13 protein-coding genes are annotated in these 15,521 nt (G+C 51.2%); 8 read left to right on the forward strand and 5 right to left on the reverse strand.

Annotated elements, in window-relative coordinates:
• The first annotated feature begins 62 nt into the window (after window positions 1-62).
• The 3 genes from MKX98_RS22435 (at window position 63) to MKX98_RS22445 (ending at window position 2,954) form a co-directional block, all read left to right on the forward strand.
• Window positions 63-1,133, forward strand: a complete 1,071-nt coding sequence (locus MKX98_RS22435; protein WP_194543631.1) for a permease — start codon at window positions 63-65, stop codon at window positions 1,131-1,133.
• A 134-nt stretch (window positions 1,134-1,267) separates the two neighbouring features.
• Complete coding sequence (locus MKX98_RS22440; RefSeq protein WP_339218432.1) at window positions 1,268-2,476, forward strand: peptidylprolyl isomerase; 1,209 nt, start codon at window positions 1,268-1,270, stop codon at window positions 2,474-2,476.
• A 133-nt stretch (window positions 2,477-2,609) separates the two neighbouring features.
• On the forward strand, window positions 2,610-2,954 hold the full coding sequence (locus MKX98_RS22445) for a LytTR family transcriptional regulator DNA-binding domain-containing protein (RefSeq protein ID WP_009590070.1): 345 nt from the start codon (window positions 2,610-2,612) through the stop codon (window positions 2,952-2,954).
• Between the two features lie 86 nt (window positions 2,955-3,040).
• Here the strand turns inward: MKX98_RS22445 and MKX98_RS22450 are convergent, their stop codons facing one another.
• Window positions 3,041-3,988 (reverse strand): hypothetical protein, encoded by a 948-nt coding sequence (locus MKX98_RS22450; RefSeq protein ID WP_339218435.1) that lies wholly within the window; start codon window positions 3,986-3,988, stop codon window positions 3,041-3,043.
• Window positions 3,989-4,249: 261 nt separating this feature from the next.
• On the opposite strand from MKX98_RS22450, the gene MKX98_RS22455 reads away from it, so the two are divergent.
• Window positions 4,250-4,954 (forward strand): TIGR02206 family membrane protein, encoded by a 705-nt coding sequence (locus MKX98_RS22455; protein ID WP_194543634.1) that lies wholly within the window; start codon window positions 4,250-4,252, stop codon window positions 4,952-4,954.
• Window positions 4,955-5,054: 100 nt separating this feature from the next.
• Here MKX98_RS22455 and MKX98_RS22460 read toward each other — a convergent pair whose 3' ends face one another.
• From MKX98_RS22460 to MKX98_RS22475, 4 genes are all read right to left on the reverse strand, one after another.
• Complete coding sequence (locus MKX98_RS22460) at window positions 5,055-6,047, reverse strand: aldose 1-epimerase (protein WP_339218437.1); 993 nt, start codon at window positions 6,045-6,047, stop codon at window positions 5,055-5,057.
• 131 nt (window positions 6,048-6,178) lie between these two features.
• Complete coding sequence (locus MKX98_RS22465; protein WP_339218439.1) at window positions 6,179-7,909, reverse strand: glycerol-3-phosphate dehydrogenase/oxidase; 1,731 nt, start codon at window positions 7,907-7,909, stop codon at window positions 6,179-6,181.
• Between the two features lie 189 nt (window positions 7,910-8,098).
• Entirely contained in the window at window positions 8,099-9,589 is a 1,491-nt protein-coding gene (gene glpK / locus MKX98_RS22470; RefSeq protein WP_220684548.1) for a glycerol kinase GlpK, read from the reverse strand.
• Window positions 9,590-9,658: 69 nt separating this feature from the next.
• Window positions 9,659-10,861 (reverse strand): ROK family transcriptional regulator, encoded by a 1,203-nt coding sequence (locus MKX98_RS22475; RefSeq protein WP_339218442.1) that lies wholly within the window; start codon window positions 10,859-10,861, stop codon window positions 9,659-9,661.
• Window positions 10,862-11,292: 431 nt separating this feature from the next.
• Between MKX98_RS22475 and MKX98_RS22480 the strand changes: the two genes are divergently transcribed.
• Genes MKX98_RS22480 through MKX98_RS22495 form a run of 4 tightly spaced genes read left to right on the forward strand, consistent with a single transcriptional unit; the run spans window position 11,293 to window position 15,462 of the window.
• Window positions 11,293-12,555 (forward strand): sugar ABC transporter substrate-binding protein, encoded by a 1,263-nt coding sequence (locus MKX98_RS22480; protein WP_339218444.1) that lies wholly within the window; start codon window positions 11,293-11,295, stop codon window positions 12,553-12,555.
• A 44-nt stretch (window positions 12,556-12,599) separates the two neighbouring features.
• The gene (locus MKX98_RS22485) at window positions 12,600-13,541 is read left to right on the forward strand and encodes a sugar ABC transporter permease (protein WP_194543639.1); all 942 of its coding nucleotides are present in this window, start codon (window positions 12,600-12,602) and stop codon (window positions 13,539-13,541) included.
• 16 nt (window positions 13,542-13,557) lie between these two features.
• Window positions 13,558-14,394 carry a carbohydrate ABC transporter permease gene (locus MKX98_RS22490; RefSeq protein ID WP_113057310.1) on the forward strand — a complete coding sequence of 279 codons (837 nt, stop codon included), beginning with the start codon at window positions 13,558-13,560 and terminating at the stop codon, window positions 14,392-14,394.
• 45 nt (window positions 14,395-14,439) lie between these two features.
• Entirely contained in the window at window positions 14,440-15,462 is a 1,023-nt protein-coding gene (locus MKX98_RS22495; RefSeq protein WP_220684545.1) for a Gfo/Idh/MocA family oxidoreductase, read from the forward strand.
• Window positions 15,463-15,521 lie beyond the last annotated feature (59 nt).

The following is a 15,521-nucleotide window of genomic DNA, read 5'->3' on the forward strand; positions in this document are numbered from 1 at the left end:
TGTGATATACTAATTGATTGGATATGTAAATCATTTCACACCGCATCGGGGGAATATAGATCATGAATCACTCAAGCGACGGCAGAATGGCCTTCGATCATTCGGATCGCAGAAGAACCATCTGGTTTATCACCGTCTTCATCATCATTGCAGCAACAGGGCTAACCTACGTAAAGTGGTGGCCTTATTATGATAAAGCGCTCAAAGCTATTATGGAGCACAGCATCGGCTCCTCCATATTAGGCATGGAGCCCGGCAATGTCGTGCCTTCTTGGCAAGCGGCTTGGGACTATGCGGTCACGTATTTTAAAGCAGTATGGAAAGCGGCGGTGCTCGGTATTCTGCTCGGGACCTTGATCCAGTCGCTGCTGCCCTCCCAATGGCTGCTCCGCGTTCTCGGCAAAACCACCTTCGGCAGCACGGCGATTGGAGGAATTGCCTCCATTCCGGGGATGATGTGCTCCTGCTGCGCGGCACCGATCGCGATCGGTCTGCGTAAGAAAAAGGTGTCCGTGGGCTCCGCCCTCGCGTTCTGGATCGGCAATCCGACCATCAATCCGGCAACCCTCGTCTTTATGACGTTTGTTTTATCCTGGAAATTTACCGCGCTGCGTTTAGTCTTCGGCCTCATTCTGACCTTTGGCGTCAGTTACCTGGCTAACCGCTTCGCCAAAGAGGTGGATCCGGTAGAGATTGACGCGCCGGAGAGCACCGATCAAACCGATGAACGTCCGCTGTGGAAACGCTGGCTCGCCAGCATCGGTCATATGCTGATTCGCGTGGTTCCGGCGTATTTGATAGCCGTGCTTCTCCTTGGCGCACTGCAAGTGTGGATGTTTCCGCATCTGGGAGCTGCTGCAGGAAACACGCTGCTGGCCGTCATCTTCTTCTCCGTGATGGGAATGCTGTTTGTCATTCCAACCGCAGCGGAAATCCCGATCATTCAGGCCTTTATGGCAGCGGGTCTCGGAGCGGGCCCGGCCGCAGCGCTGCTTCTGACGCTGCCGGCCATCAGTCTTCCGTCCCTGCTCATGGTACGACGCTCATTCCCGAGGAATGTCATGTGGTTTGTTGTTGCTTCTGTAGTGCTGCTCGGAATCGTATGCGGTATAGCGGGCATGCTGATCCTGTAGACCCAGCTCCAACTTTTTCGCTTATCTTTTCAATTTTTATTTTTTCTTAAGGTAAACCCTTGGCTTATCTGGTAAAGTGATTAAAGAATGAACCAACTCATTATTACATGCAGTCGAAGGGAGTCAATCATTAAATGAAAGATAACGATTTGCAGCCAAACCATCCGGGGCAACCCGAGGATGAACAAGGACAAGCCCAAGAGAAAGAGAATAACCAACAAGATCCGGGCAGCTTGTCTCATGAAGAAGAAAGAATAGATTCAACCTATCCGGAGCCTATCGAGCTTCACAAGGATGAGAACGAACAGCCTGCACTCATGCATCCGGCAGGGGATCAACCGCATTTCGATGAACAGTCTCCTGCAGGTGGCGGCGGTAACGGAAGCAAAGGTTGGATGATCGCTTCGCTCGTATTGGCGGCAGCGTTAATCGTCGTCCTGATTGTCCCTCCGTTTGCCAAAGGATCCGGCAATGAAGCTATAGCTAAAGTCAATGACGTTAACATTACCAAGGATAATCTGTATGATGAGCTTGTCAGCGCAGGCGGTAAACAAACACTCAATTCCATGATCACAGAGGAATTGATCCAGCAGGAGCTGAAGAAGAAATCCATTACGGTGACCGACGCTGATGTAAGTAAAGAAGTGGATGCCTTGAAGGCGACCTTCCCATCCGAGGACCAATTCAATATGCAGCTCCAGCAAGCCGGCATGACGCTCGACGATCTTAAAGAACAGACCAAAACCCAGGTCGAGCTCAAAAAGCTGATGGCCGACAAAATCAAAGTAACCGATGATGAGATTAAACAAATCTACGACCAATACAAAGACAGTTTCGCTACGCCTGAGCAAGTTCGCGCATCCCACATCCTGGTCGAGACCAAGGAAGAAGCCGAAGCCATCGTGAAGCAGCTGAAGGAAGGCGCTGACTTTGCAGCGATTGCAAAAGAGAAGAACCAAGATGCTACGAAGGAGACCGGCGGCGACCTGGACTTCTTCGGACGCGGCCAGATGGACCCTGCATTTGAAGAAGCAGCGTTCAAATTGAAGAAGGGCGAAATCAGCGACCCGGTGAAGAGTTCTTTCGGTTACCACATCATCAAGGTTACCGATCATAAAGAAGCTACGAACCCTACCCTTGAAGATAAGAAGGAAGAAATCCGCAGTCAGCTTGAGAACCAGAAGGTTTATTCCGAATCCACAGCCTATATTCAGGAGCTGAAGGATAAAGCAACCATCACCAATACGCTGGACGAAACTGCGGCTGAAACGCCAGCAGATCCTGCAACAGAAACGCCAGCAGATCCTGCAACAGAAGCACCTGAAGCACCTGCTGCACCTTAAATGTTAGTCCAAGCCCCTACCCTTGCGGTATGGGCTTTTTTTAATGCGAAATAAAAAGTTCTTTCAACACCAGGGAAAACATGTTAGAATGTAAGCGTTATCAAATGTTGATCTTGGAAAAGGGGGAAGCAGAATGATGAAGCACGTATCGGAATCCCGCAACATGTATGAGGACTTCGTGGTGGAGACAGACATTCTGTTCTTTAAAACCGGATCGCACGGTTTGGTCAGCTTTCACGGCAGAAACTACAATATTAAAAAGAGAATGACTGCCGAAAAAATCGCATCCCTGCTCTCCGGTAAACAGTTCTATCATGTCGGCGGCAACTGCTACGTCAACGTTGACAAAATCACGACGGTAGAACAAGGCATCGTTTACTTTGGGGAGAAGGCACCTTCTGCTAAACATCTTCGGATTCCGAGATGGAAGCAAGAATCGCTCAAGCGCCTTGTCGCAGAAGTAAAACAGCCTGTTTAAGAGCAGCGCTCTTCTTATGAATCAGGCGCACAAAACAGAAGATCCCGTATCCGGTCAAACGGAGGCGGGATCTTTTAATTTACAGGCTATAACTTCAGTTTCCTAGCATTAACGATGTATAGATGCTTCAGCGGCAATGCACCGTTTCTGTACTTGCGGGCACCGGATTCAAACAGAACGTACAGGTCATGGCCCCGCATCGCAATATTCTCGGACATCGGAGGCATCGTCAACGGCGTGGCCGCAGCCTTTCCCTTTGTTCCACGAGTATATATGAGCAATTTGCTTGCATTGTTGCGTCCGCAGGATTGACTGTATACAACGCGAGTTTTCGTCACGACCGCCCCTTGGATACGGTCAGGTGTGCTCCAGGTATAGGCGGCTTTCCGATTCGGCGGCAAAGCGTCGCTGGACGTTAATGGATAGCCTCGCAGCTTGCCCTTAGGTCCCGGCGCACACTGCTTGCCCCCTTGATCCTCGCCATCCATATATTCGCCGATCCATAGAATGCCGTCGGAATACGTGGCATAGGATGCTTTATGACCGAGCGCATAAGGTGTCATGACAATATTGCCATAATCTTTCTTGCTGCTAATTGTACTCAGCGGAATTTTATACACCTTTTTGCCGGACGCCACCCACAGATGTTTTTTGCTGACCGCAAGCCCTCCGACATGCCCGGTATGTTTTTTGCTCCCGCTCTCATACAAATACAAGGTTTTGATACGTTTGTTGGTTTTGCTGCTTGTAATCGAAATGCTGCTGGCTTGATTGCTGTCCTTATTTCCCCAATAATGCGATATAATGATCCAATTCTTGCTCGGAACAAGAGCCAGCCCTTGTGGAATCCACTCTTTGGTTCCGGAGTAACCGGGAATGGCGGCTCCCTTTTTGCTGATATCGAAAAACTTTTTGTACTTGGAGCTGGCTGCTTCGGCTTCCCCTGGAGGAGCAAGTCCGCTTAAGCTGAGGATCAGAGCTAAGCTAAGCAGGAGACTTGCATAACGTTTGATTCCCTGTCGTTTGCTCGCCATAAATGTACCTCTCTTCCATCGTCATAATTTATAACGGCAGGTTATTGGGGCCTTGCACACCCACATAAATGTAATGTATTCTGGTCTGGTTGTACCTGATGATACATAAGGATGCGAGATATGATCCTATTCCTAACCCATTCCACACTATGGTAATATCAAATCTAAGGCTTATGAACATAGAGAGGATGATCACGAATCGATCCCTATTTTGATCCGAGATATCCGGAAGTTTTTACTGCTTTCTCCATCGAACATTGGATGGCCATTATGGTGTTTATCGCTCTTGGCTTACTATTGTACTTGTTTAGAACCGTAATCGCCTCCAATGCTTCTCTGCAAAAGACCGTGAGATGGGGACTGCTTGCTGCGCTTTCGTTACCGGAAGCCTCCCTTCATATCTGGTATGCGTCAACGGGAATATGGGACCCTGCCACTTCGCTTCCATTGGAATTGTGCAGTCTGACCCTGTTTCTCTCCATCGCCATCCTGCTTACGGATGAACGCCGCCTATATCCGTTGGTTTACTTTGCCGGAATCGGAGGGGCCTTACAGGCTATATTAACACCGAATCTGGGCTATCCTTTCCCACACTTCCGGTTCTTTCATTTCTTCGTCGTCCATATCGCGATCATATTGACGGCTTTGTACATGACATGGGTTCGAGGATACCGTCCAACCTGGAAATCCATCGGCTGGACGATGGTCTTCCTAAACGTATCCGCATTCGTTGTCGGGCTGGTCAACCTCGCTGTCGGCTCGAATTATATGTTCCTGATGCGCAAGCCGGACACGGCTTCGCTGCTGGACCTGCTTGGACCGCATCCCGTATACATTTTCGTTGAGGAACTCATCGCACTCACGCTGTTTATCCTTATGTATATCGTCTTTTTTGTCATGCCGGATCGCATTAAACGCAGTCGCCGCCGTAAACAGGAACAAACTTTTTCTTCGTCCGGCAGTTGAAGAAGGAATCAAATAAACATAAAGCGTATGGATGGTAAACGCCCTGTGTAGCCGGGTGCCAGAATCCATACGCTTTTTTTTGGGGGAAAGGGTCTGACTACTAATCCTTAAGATACAGCCTTGAGGTTGCTTCCCAAATTTCTCCCGGAGCCAAACCGAACAGACCGATATCGTCAGCAGGCAAGTCTACGTTCGGTGCGTTGACCAGGTTGATCTGCGGCTCCGGACAGAAGAACTTCCGGGAGGCCTTGTTGTTCCATACCATCCACTGCTTATACGAATTGCCGACATCGTAAACGAATGTTTTGTCAAGCTTGGTATCTGTCAATTCCATACGGTTTCTGCCGTTCTGCGGGACGGCCGTGTAATGGTTGTCCATCGAATCAAAATAGGGAGTTACACCGCTTGTCCGAAGCAGCTCCTCTTCTGTCGTCAGAGTCTGGAACTTGCCGGTCGGCAGCATCCGGTCACTCATTTCCCACCGTTCGCCGATCGTTATTCTTACGACACAATCATCCGCCGTGCTCTCCGGGGCAAACGGAGCATTGATCGCCGTATGAAAGGCTAGCAGGCACGGCATGCTGCGGGTACCCTGATTACGTATAAACACATGCTGGGCCAAGCCATCCTGATTCAGCGTGTAGCGAAGCCGGAAAGTGAACTGGTGCGGGAGCATCGCATACACCGGATGATTCTCATCAATGGTGACCGAAACCACCACGTAACTTTCAGACTCGCTGCTGCCAAAATCCTCGACGCTCCAAGGAATCGTATGTAAAAAACCATGGAGGTGATTGCCCGTCGCTTCCTCATTGATCGGGAACTGATAGGTTTGTTCATTCCATGGAAACCGCCCGTCCTCATAACGATTAGGCGGAAAGAGAACAGGAATGCCGTGTACGCCCGGATTGGATTTGAATGCTTCCATTTCGTCTGCTTCCGGTTCGCGAAGGAACCGGTAACCGCTTTCGTTATCCCTAAAAGCAATGAGATTGCCTCCGATTTCGGGCAATATCGCCGCCTCGTAAGGGCCGTGCTGGAGCCAAACCGCGCGCTCTCCGTGATATGATCCTTCATACGCTTTATGGTTCATCGGGTGATCTCTCCTCTCAAGTGTGAACGTATATAGATTATCATATCAGTGCCCTTACTTCTATATTTGAGAGGGGATCGTCAACCCTTGTCATCCCCTCCGCCCTCCGTCCGTTTAAAATTGCATGCCGGTTAAGATGAAAGTTTCGTTGTAGAAGGGTTTTGCGGAATTGAAGCCGGGGCCGATTGATCGCTTACTGCCGGCTGTGTGGCCGAAACCAGCTCCTCATCCAGTTCCTTCGTGTATTCGCGGGTCTGCTGCTCGCTCCAACCCAGTACCCTAGCCATATAATCAATCACGGGCATCTTCCATTTTCTCGTCCAATCGATATGAAATAACAGGGAACCCGTGCGACGGATGAAAAAGTCGGCCGGCTTCGCTGCCATCTCATGCTGAATCGCATACATCAGCGGAACCAGCACCGATACCGGAAGCGCCGCTGCCTCCGCTTGGTCGGAGCCCTCTTTGGCCAGGCGGAACAATTCCGACACGTTAGATCCGTACATTCGCGCCCACTGTTCAGCGAGCTTACGGTCAATTCCTTGCGCGGCGCCAATCTCCGCCTGCTTGCGGACAAAATCAGGGAAATGGCCGGATCCGCCAACCTGACCGCCGGAAATCGGCAGATTCTTCGTTACGCAGGCACCATATGCTTTCCTGCCGTTCTCTTGGATCCGTTTTGCAACCAGATCGACAACGGTGTCGGCCATTTTGCGATAGCCCGTAAGCTTGCCACCGGCAATGGTGATCAGACCGGACGGGGACTCCCATATTTCATCCTTGCGTGAAATTTCAGACGGGCTTTTGCCTTCCTCCAGTATAAGGGGCCGGACTCCCGCCCATCCCGATTCCACGTCTGCCGGACTTAGCTTCACACCAGGGAACATGTAATGTATAGCTTTCAATATATAATCCCGGTCCTCCACCGTAATCAAGGGACGTACAGGATCGGCCTTATAGACCGTATCGGTGGTTCCGACATAGGTCTTCCCGTCACGGGGAATGGCAAAGACCATTCTGCCGTCAGGTGTATCGAAGTACACCGCTTGACGAAGCGGGAATTTGGATTGATCGATGACCAGATGAACCCCTTTGGTCAGCTGAAGCATTTTCCCCTTCTTGGACTTATCCATTTCGCGCACCTGATCCACCCACGGCCCTGCTGCGTTTACAATCTTGGTTCCGGATACGGACTTGACCCCGCCACCCAGCATATCCCGTACGGTGATACCGGTAATTTGTCCATTTGCATCATAATTCAACGATTCGGCCTTTGCGTAATTAAACAGGACCGCCCCTCTGGCGGCGGCCTCCTTCATGACCTCCAGCGTCAGCCTGGCATCGTCCGTCCGGTATTCCACATAATAGCCGCCGCCTTTAAGGCCCTCCTGCTTCAGTAGCGGCTCCCGCTTCAGCGTCTCGGATGCGGACAGCATGGAACGCCGTTCTCCCCGCTTTACGCCAGCCAGAAAGTCATACACCATCAACCCGATGGAGGTGCTGAATTTCCCAAAGGTGCCACCCTGGTGTATCGGCAGGAGCATCCATTCCGGCGTGGTTACATGCGGTCCGTTCTCATACACAACGGCCCGTTCTTTGCCAACCTCGGCCACCATGCCGACTTCAAACTGCTTCAGGTACCTCAGTCCGCCATGCACCAGCTTGGTCGAACGACTGCTCGTTCCTGCGGCAAAGTCCTGCATCTCAACCAACAAAACCGACATCCCGCGCGTGACCGCATCCAGCGCAATTCCTGCACCCGTTATGCCGCCGCCGATGACAATCAGATCGAAGGTTCCCTCTGCCATTTCTTGAAATCGACGCCTGCGGTCCAAACTTGAAAACGTCTGTGCCTGCTTCACAATGAATCCCTCCCAGTATGATTTACCCTGTTTTTATCTCTCGTTACCCTTCCAATGAAAAAAGACAGCAAAAAAGAGACCACGAAACACGCAGTAACAAACCCCATAACATGAGGTATTCCGCGCCTAGTGGTCTCTCCAAGTCTCCAGACAAATATTCACTTATTGATCATTATACCACAGAAAATGCTAATGAAAAGCCATTGCCGCATAAACGGCTTTTTTCCAGCCGCTGTATAATTGCTCCCTTACGTCTTCCTCCATGGTTGGCTTAAAGCTTTGTCCCATGCTCCATTTGCTGCAGATTTCCTCCTGATCCTTCCAGAAGCCGACAGCGAGCCCCGCCAGATAGGCGGCACCGAGTGCCGTTGTCTCCGTAATGTTCGGCCGCTCGACCGGCACATTCAGGATGTCGCTTTGGAATTCCATGAGAAACATGTTGGATACGGCCCCTCCATCCACACGCAGGGATGTGATATTATAGCCGGAATCCTCTTCCATCACGGATAGAACATCCCGCGTCTGGTATGCAAGTGACTCCAGGGTTGCACGGATGAAATGCTCTTTCGACGTGCCTCGTGTCAGGCCGAAGACTGCCCCTCGGACATCGCTGTTCCAGTATGGGCTGCCAAGTCCAACAAAAGCCGGCACCACGTACACGCCCTCCGTGGAATTGACCCGGCGCGCATAAGGCTCGCTGTCCTTCGCTTCGCGGAACATCCGCAGCCCGTCGCGCAGCCACTGGATCGCCGAGCCGGCCACGAACACGCTGCCCTCGAGTGCATACTGTACGCCATCTTCCAGTCCCCAGGCGATCGTAGTGATCAGCCCATGCTCGGATTTTACGGGCTTGTCGCCGGTGTTCATCAGCATAAAGCTGCCGGTTCCGTAAGTTGTCTTCACCATGCCTTTCGAGAAGCAGGTCTGCCCGAACAGCGCCGCCTGCTGATCGCCGGCTGCTCCGGCAATGGGAACCTCGCGCCCAAAGAAATGATAGGAAACGGTATTGGAATAAATCTCGGAAGAAGGCCTGACTTCAGGCAGCATCGCCATCGGAATATCTAGGAGCTGCAGGAGCTCCTCATCCCATTTTAATTCATGAATGTTATAGAGCATCGTACGCGATGCGTTGGAATAATCGGTCACGTGCGCCTGGCCTCCGGACAGCTTCCAGATCAGCCAGGTATCGATGGTCCCGAATATAACGTCTCCGCGCTCGGCCCGCTCACGGGCACCATCTACATGATCAAGGATCCATTTGATCTTCGTTCCCGAGAAATAAGGATCAATCAACAGTCCGGTCTTCTCCCGAACCGTCCCGTCATGTCCGGCGGCAATCAGCTCCTCGCAGATGCCCGCCGTCTGGCGGGACTGCCAGACAATGGCGTGGTAAATCGGTTCGCCGCTCTTGCGATCCCATACCACGGCTGTTTCCCGCTGATTCGTAATTCCGATTCCGGCAATCTGATCCGCCTTTACGCCCGCTTCGGATAAGCAGGTTGCAATGACCGCAAGAATGGAACCCCATATTTCATTGGCATTCTGCTCCACCCAGCCCGGCTTGGGAAAATATTGCGGAAACTCCTTATGAGCTGAGTGTACGATTTCTCCTTCCTTGTTAAACAGGATCGCGCGCGAGCTTGTCGTTCCTTGGTCAAGTGCCAGAATGTACTGCTCCAATCAACTTCTCCCCTTCCGCATATGCATTTAACCAAAGATAACGTGCAGGTGGAAACGTTGTCAAATCCATTATTCCGTCAGGGAGAAACCTAGCAAGTCCTGCAGCAGGACCGAAGCCGCACCCATTAGCTTGTCTTCCTCGCCAAGGGAGGCCAGGCCAAATACCATGTCCTCCTTCAGAATCGGCAGCGCATGCCGGTCAATATAGCTGCGAACCATGTCCAGCAATTCCGGGTTTCCATGTGCCATGTCCCCGCCCAGGATCAGAGCTTCGGGATTAAACATGTTGATCAGATTGACGATGGCCGCTCCCAGAAGCTCCGCCACTTCCTCATTCAGATCCTTTGCCAGCTTGTCCCCTCTGCGAAGAGCTTCCTTGAATACGGACGGAACAATTTTACTGTAATCTCCCCCGCTCAGCTCCTGGATCAGCGTCGGTCTCCCTGTCGCGATCGCCGTAATGATTCGCGAATACACGGCAATCCAGCTGATGTAACTGTCCAAGCAGCCTACATTGCCGCATTCACAGCGGATGCCGCTGCGGTTTACGCTCGTATGACCGAATTCGCCGGCACCGCCATGCTTGCCCCTTAGGAGATGATCGTTAATCAAAATACCGGAACCAAGCCCGTCGCCAATGGAAATATAAATCAGGTTCGCATATGCGTAATCGCCAAATCGGCGTTCAGCCAGCACAACGGAATTCATATCGTTCTCTACCCACGTCCGCAGCCCGTAGCGTTCTTCCATAATCCGTTTCAACGGAACATCGGTCATGCGAAGTTTCGTGTTATAACGCACCATGCCCTGACTATCACTCACAATGCCCGGCACGTTAATGGAAATCCCGACACACCGCTCCAGGTCCACTTGTCCTGACATGAAATCGTCCATCAGGCTCAGCAGCCGCTCGATAACGGCTTCTCCTTGGAGCCCGGCTAGAGGATGCGTTTCCTTCCGGAGCACCTTCGCCTCCAGATTCATGCGGGCAAGCATCATGACCGAATTCGTAATCGCTACGGCAAACAAATAATGATTATCCGGATTGAATTTGAGCAGAATGGGCTTTCTTCCACCGCTGGAGGAGCCTGTTCCAATCTCGGAAACGTAGCCTTCCTTGATAAGCTCCTGTACGGCTGAGGCGACCGTGGAGGGACTCAGCTTGTTTTTTTTGGCCAGATCGATTCTGGATATGGGTCCCTCTGTACGGATCTTGTTCAGCACCTTGGACCGGTTTAATGCCTGAATCAGCTTGTGATCACCTTTTTTCATATTGTTCAAGCGAGCTCAACCTTTCTTTAATTTCTTCATATAGTAGGACTTTCTGTATCGGAAAAATGAGGATAGAACCACTATAACATGTTCCAGAACGGAACAAAAACTTATTCCATCAATCGAAATAAGAAGTCTCGTTAGGTCTCATATTGATTCGCTCATATTGTGAAAAAAAGAATTTAAATCGATTTGTAATCGCTATCTTGAAAAATAATAAAGGGAATTATATAATCTTTCGCAATAGAAGCTGGTTGTTCTGTCAAGAAAGATAGCATCTTGATGTTAACTTTTTTCGACTTATGGAATAACTATCGCTTTTTACATCACTTACATAAAGGGGGCGCTTAAGGGGTCCGATTCACTTCGAACAAGCCGTACGACCAACCACGCTTGATCAAAAATCATTTGAATTCAAGGAGGGTTATCTGATGAAAAAAAGAATTGCTGTCCTGATTTCGATATTATTTGTGTTCACCGCGTTACTGTCCGCTTGCGGAGGCGGCAATGCTTCTGGCGGAAATAACGGCAAGAAGGTCATCAACGTCGCTCTATGGGACGAAAATGTGCGGGACACGCTGGACAAGTCCATTAAAATTTTCAATGAGAAGCACCCGAATGTTGATGTGAAAGTGACTTACACCCCATGGGCCGATTATTGGACCAAGCTGAAAACCAGCCTCGCCGGCAACAGCGGCCCTGACGTCTACTGGATGAACGGCCCTAACTTTCATTCCTATGCCTCCTCCGGTCTAATTAAAGACCTGTCTCCCCTAATTGAGCAAAGCGGTCTGGATACCTCGGTTTATACCGAAGCGCTCGTCGATATGTACACCTATCAGGGTAAACTTCACGGACTTCCTTATTTCCAGGATTCCGTCGGACTTTTTTACAATAAAGAATTGTTTGACAAAGCAGGTCTGCCTTATCCCGACAAAACCTGGACCTGGCAAACCGTCGAGGAGAACGCAGCCAAGCTGACGGATAAATCAAACGGCATTTACGGCTTCATAGCCCCGATCGACAGCCAAATCGGATATTACAACTTCATTGCCCAAGCGGGCGGATACGTCATCTCGGACGATAAGAAATCATCCGGATTTGATACACCCGAAGCACTATCGGCGTTCCAGTGGGAACAGAGCTTGATTGAAAAAGGCTATTCCCCAAGCGCGCAGCAGCAGCTTGAAACGAAGTCCCGCCAATTGTTCGGCTCCGGCAAGGCGGCCATGTTCCCGGGGATATCGGTGAACTCGCCTGAGTTGTATAAGCTTCTCGGCGACAAACTCGGTGTCGCTGAACTTCCTGCCGGCAAGGAAAAGGCATCGATCGTTCATGGACTCAGCTGGGCCATCAACGGCAAAACGAAAGTCGAGCAGGAATCCTGGGAGCTGATTCAAGTTCTTTCCGGTAAGGAAGGGCAGGAATTACTCGCGGAATCGGGATTCTCGATGCCTGCGTACAAAGGCACGGAGGGCGGCTGGCTGAAGTCCATTCCTTCTCTTGATCTGCAGGTGTTCGTGGACAGCTTGGAGTTCGCCGTACCTTATCCGGTATCCCAGAAAACCGCAGAATGGCAGGACGCTGAAGTGAAGGAAATTCAGGCGGCTTTCCTCGGAAAGAAATCGTTTGAAGAAGCATTAAAAAATGCCGGCGAACAGATGAATGCCATCCTTGCGACAGAAACGAAATGACGAACCGCTCCCAATACGGAAATTAAGAAAGGACGGTGCAGCCTGTGAGCTCTCCCATTACCGTGACCACAGAACCTCCTAAAACGACAACCAAGCGAAAAGCAGGGAAACTCGCCGTACACGAAGCTGTCTGGGGGTACATCTTCATTCTGCCTGTCGTGCTGGGCCTCGGTCTGTTCTATATGGCACCTTCCGCAGCATCCCTGTTCCTGTCGTTTACGTCGTGGGATGGACTAACCTCCCCCCAATTCATCGGATTCGATAACTTCGCAAATTTGATGAAGGACGACAAATTCACCGGTTCCATGCTGAACACGATGCTGTACACCGTCGGTACGGTGCCGTTATCCGTCGCACTCGCAACGGTGCTGGCCGTGCTCCTGAACCAGAAGATCAAAGGCATGGTCTTTTACCGCACCTTCTATTTCATTCCCGTGATCACCATGCCGATTGCGGTCGGCATGGTGTGGAAATGGTTATACAATTCCGAATTCGGATTGATCAACCACGTGCTGGGTGTCATGAACCTGCCGCAGCCCAACTGGCTGTTTGATGAGAAATTCGCCTTGTTCTCCATCGTGCTCGTCAGTGTCTGGAGCAGCATCGGATACAATGCCGTCATTCTGCTGTCCGGTCTGCAGGGCATCTCCGGCAGCTATTATGAGGCCGCTTCGCTTGACGGAGCGGGAACGCTGTACAAGTTCTTCCGGATTACGCTGCCTCTGCTGACACCCAGCCTGTTCTTTGTCTTGGTCATGTCCTTCATCAATTCGTTCCAGGTGTTTGACCTGATCTTCATCATGATGGATCAACAGACCACGATGCTGGAATCCACCCGAACGGTTGTGTACAGCATCTGGGAAGACGGCTTCAAATACTTCAATATGGGTTACGCTTCAGCGCAGGCCTTCATTCTGTTTATCGTTATTCTGATCATCACCATGGTTCAGATGTATATTCAGAAGCGCTGGGTCCACTACCAATAACAGGAGGTGCGTAGACGTGAATACTTCAACCGATGCGGGAAAAGCAAGCCGTCTGGCGGTCCACATCCTCTTAGCTGTCGGGGCGCTGCTCATGATTATGCCGTTTCTGTGGATGATATCCACATCCTTCAAGTCCTTTGCGGATTCCATGTCCGTTCCGCCCAAATGGCTCCCTGTGGAATGGCACCCGGACAACTACCTGCGGGTCATCCAAACCATTGATTTCGGAACCTATTATTTGAACACCGTTATCGTAACGGTGGGACGGACGGCTGGACAGCTCATTCTGTGCTCCCTTGCAGCCTATGCATTTGCCAGTCTGAGATTCCCTTTCAAGAACGCCATCTTTCTCGCGCTCCTGGCCGTATTGATGGTCCCATCCCAGGTTGTTATGATTCCGAGCTTTGTCATCATGCGCGAGTTCAATTGGCTGGACACGTTCTACGTATTGATCGTACCCGGCATATTCAGCGCCTTCGGTACATTCTTATTGAGACAGTTCTTTATGACGCTGCCGAAGGACCTGGAGGAAGCGGCCAAAATCGATGGCTGCAGTTATTTCCGGATTTACTGGAATATTTACTTGCCTTTATCCAAGGCAGCTCTCGTCTCCCTGGCGATCTTCACCATATTAGCCTCATGGAACGATCTGCTGTGGCCGCTCATCATGACGAGCTCCGAGGAGATGCGAGTCCTTTCCATCGGGATATCCAGCTTCCAGGGACAGCATTCCACCGATTACCCGCTGCTGATGGCAGGGGCCTTAATGGCTACCCTCCCCATCATCATCCTGTTTATCTTCCTTCAGCGTTACTTTATTGAAGGGATCGCCATGAACGGGATTAAAGGATAGCGCACGGATCGCTCGAACCATGCAGAAAAAAAGGAGTGTACGGAAATGTTACAGGTGTTAGTGATTGGTGCAGGCGCCATGGGTAGGACCCATGCCGCCGCTTATGCTTCGATGCCGGGCGTTAAGCTTGCGGGGATTGCCGATATCCAGACGGAAAAAGCACATCAGCTGGCGGATAGATACGGCGCACAGGCCTACGCTTCATTCGAAGCAGCCGTTGCAGGTTTGGGCGCGGCTCGCATGGATGTGATTGACGTCTGCCTGCCAACCCCGCTTCATAAGGACTATATTGTCAAAGCCGCGGACATCGGCAAGCATGTCATATGCGAGAAACCGCTCGCCAGAAGCGAAGCGGATGCACGCTTCATGATCAACTACTGCCAGGATAAAGGCGTGCGTTTATTCGTGGGTCACGTCCTCCGCTTCTTTCCGGAATATGTGAAGGCCAAGTCGCTTCTGGATCAGGGCAGCATCGGCAAACCCGCTGTCATCCGGGCAGGCAGGGGCGGCGGTTATCCTGTGGGCTGGAACCATTGGTACAGTGACTTTGGGGCGAGCGGCGGAATTACGCTGGACGCAATGATTCATGATTTTGATTACCTCCGCTGGTGCTTTGGCGAGGTTGAGCGCGTATATGCCAAAGGGCTTCATGGCCGTCATCAGGCCCAGCTGGATTATTCGCTGGTAACCCTACGTTTCCGTAGTGGTGTCATCGCGCATGTGGAAGGCACCTGGGCTCACGAGGGTTTCTCCATGAATTTAGAGATGGCGGGCACAAGCGGCGTTATCGATTATGACAGCGCGAAGGACAGCCCTCTCCTCTTCAAAACGCGGAGCAGTGCCGCTACCGTCCCCGGCGTCGTCGTGCCGGAAAGCCCGCTTGAACGGAGTCCCTATTACCGGGAACTGGAGCACTTCATGTCGTGTATCCGTGATGGCAGCGAGCCGCTCGTCTCGGCAGAAGACGCATACGAAGCGCTTCGTATCGCGCTTGCCGCCCTTGCCTCCATGGCCTCCGGCGAGCCGGTGGTTATCGAGAATGATGCGCTCACACTCGCCTCAACATGAGAAAAAGGCGATCGACGTATTTACAAAAGTCAGACCGCATGCAGCGGATCATTTTCTTA

This window comes from Paenibacillus sp. FSL W7-1332, assembly GCF_037969785.1.
In the GTDB taxonomy this organism is placed as follows: Bacteria; Bacillota; Bacilli; order Paenibacillales; family Paenibacillaceae; genus Paenibacillus_AQ.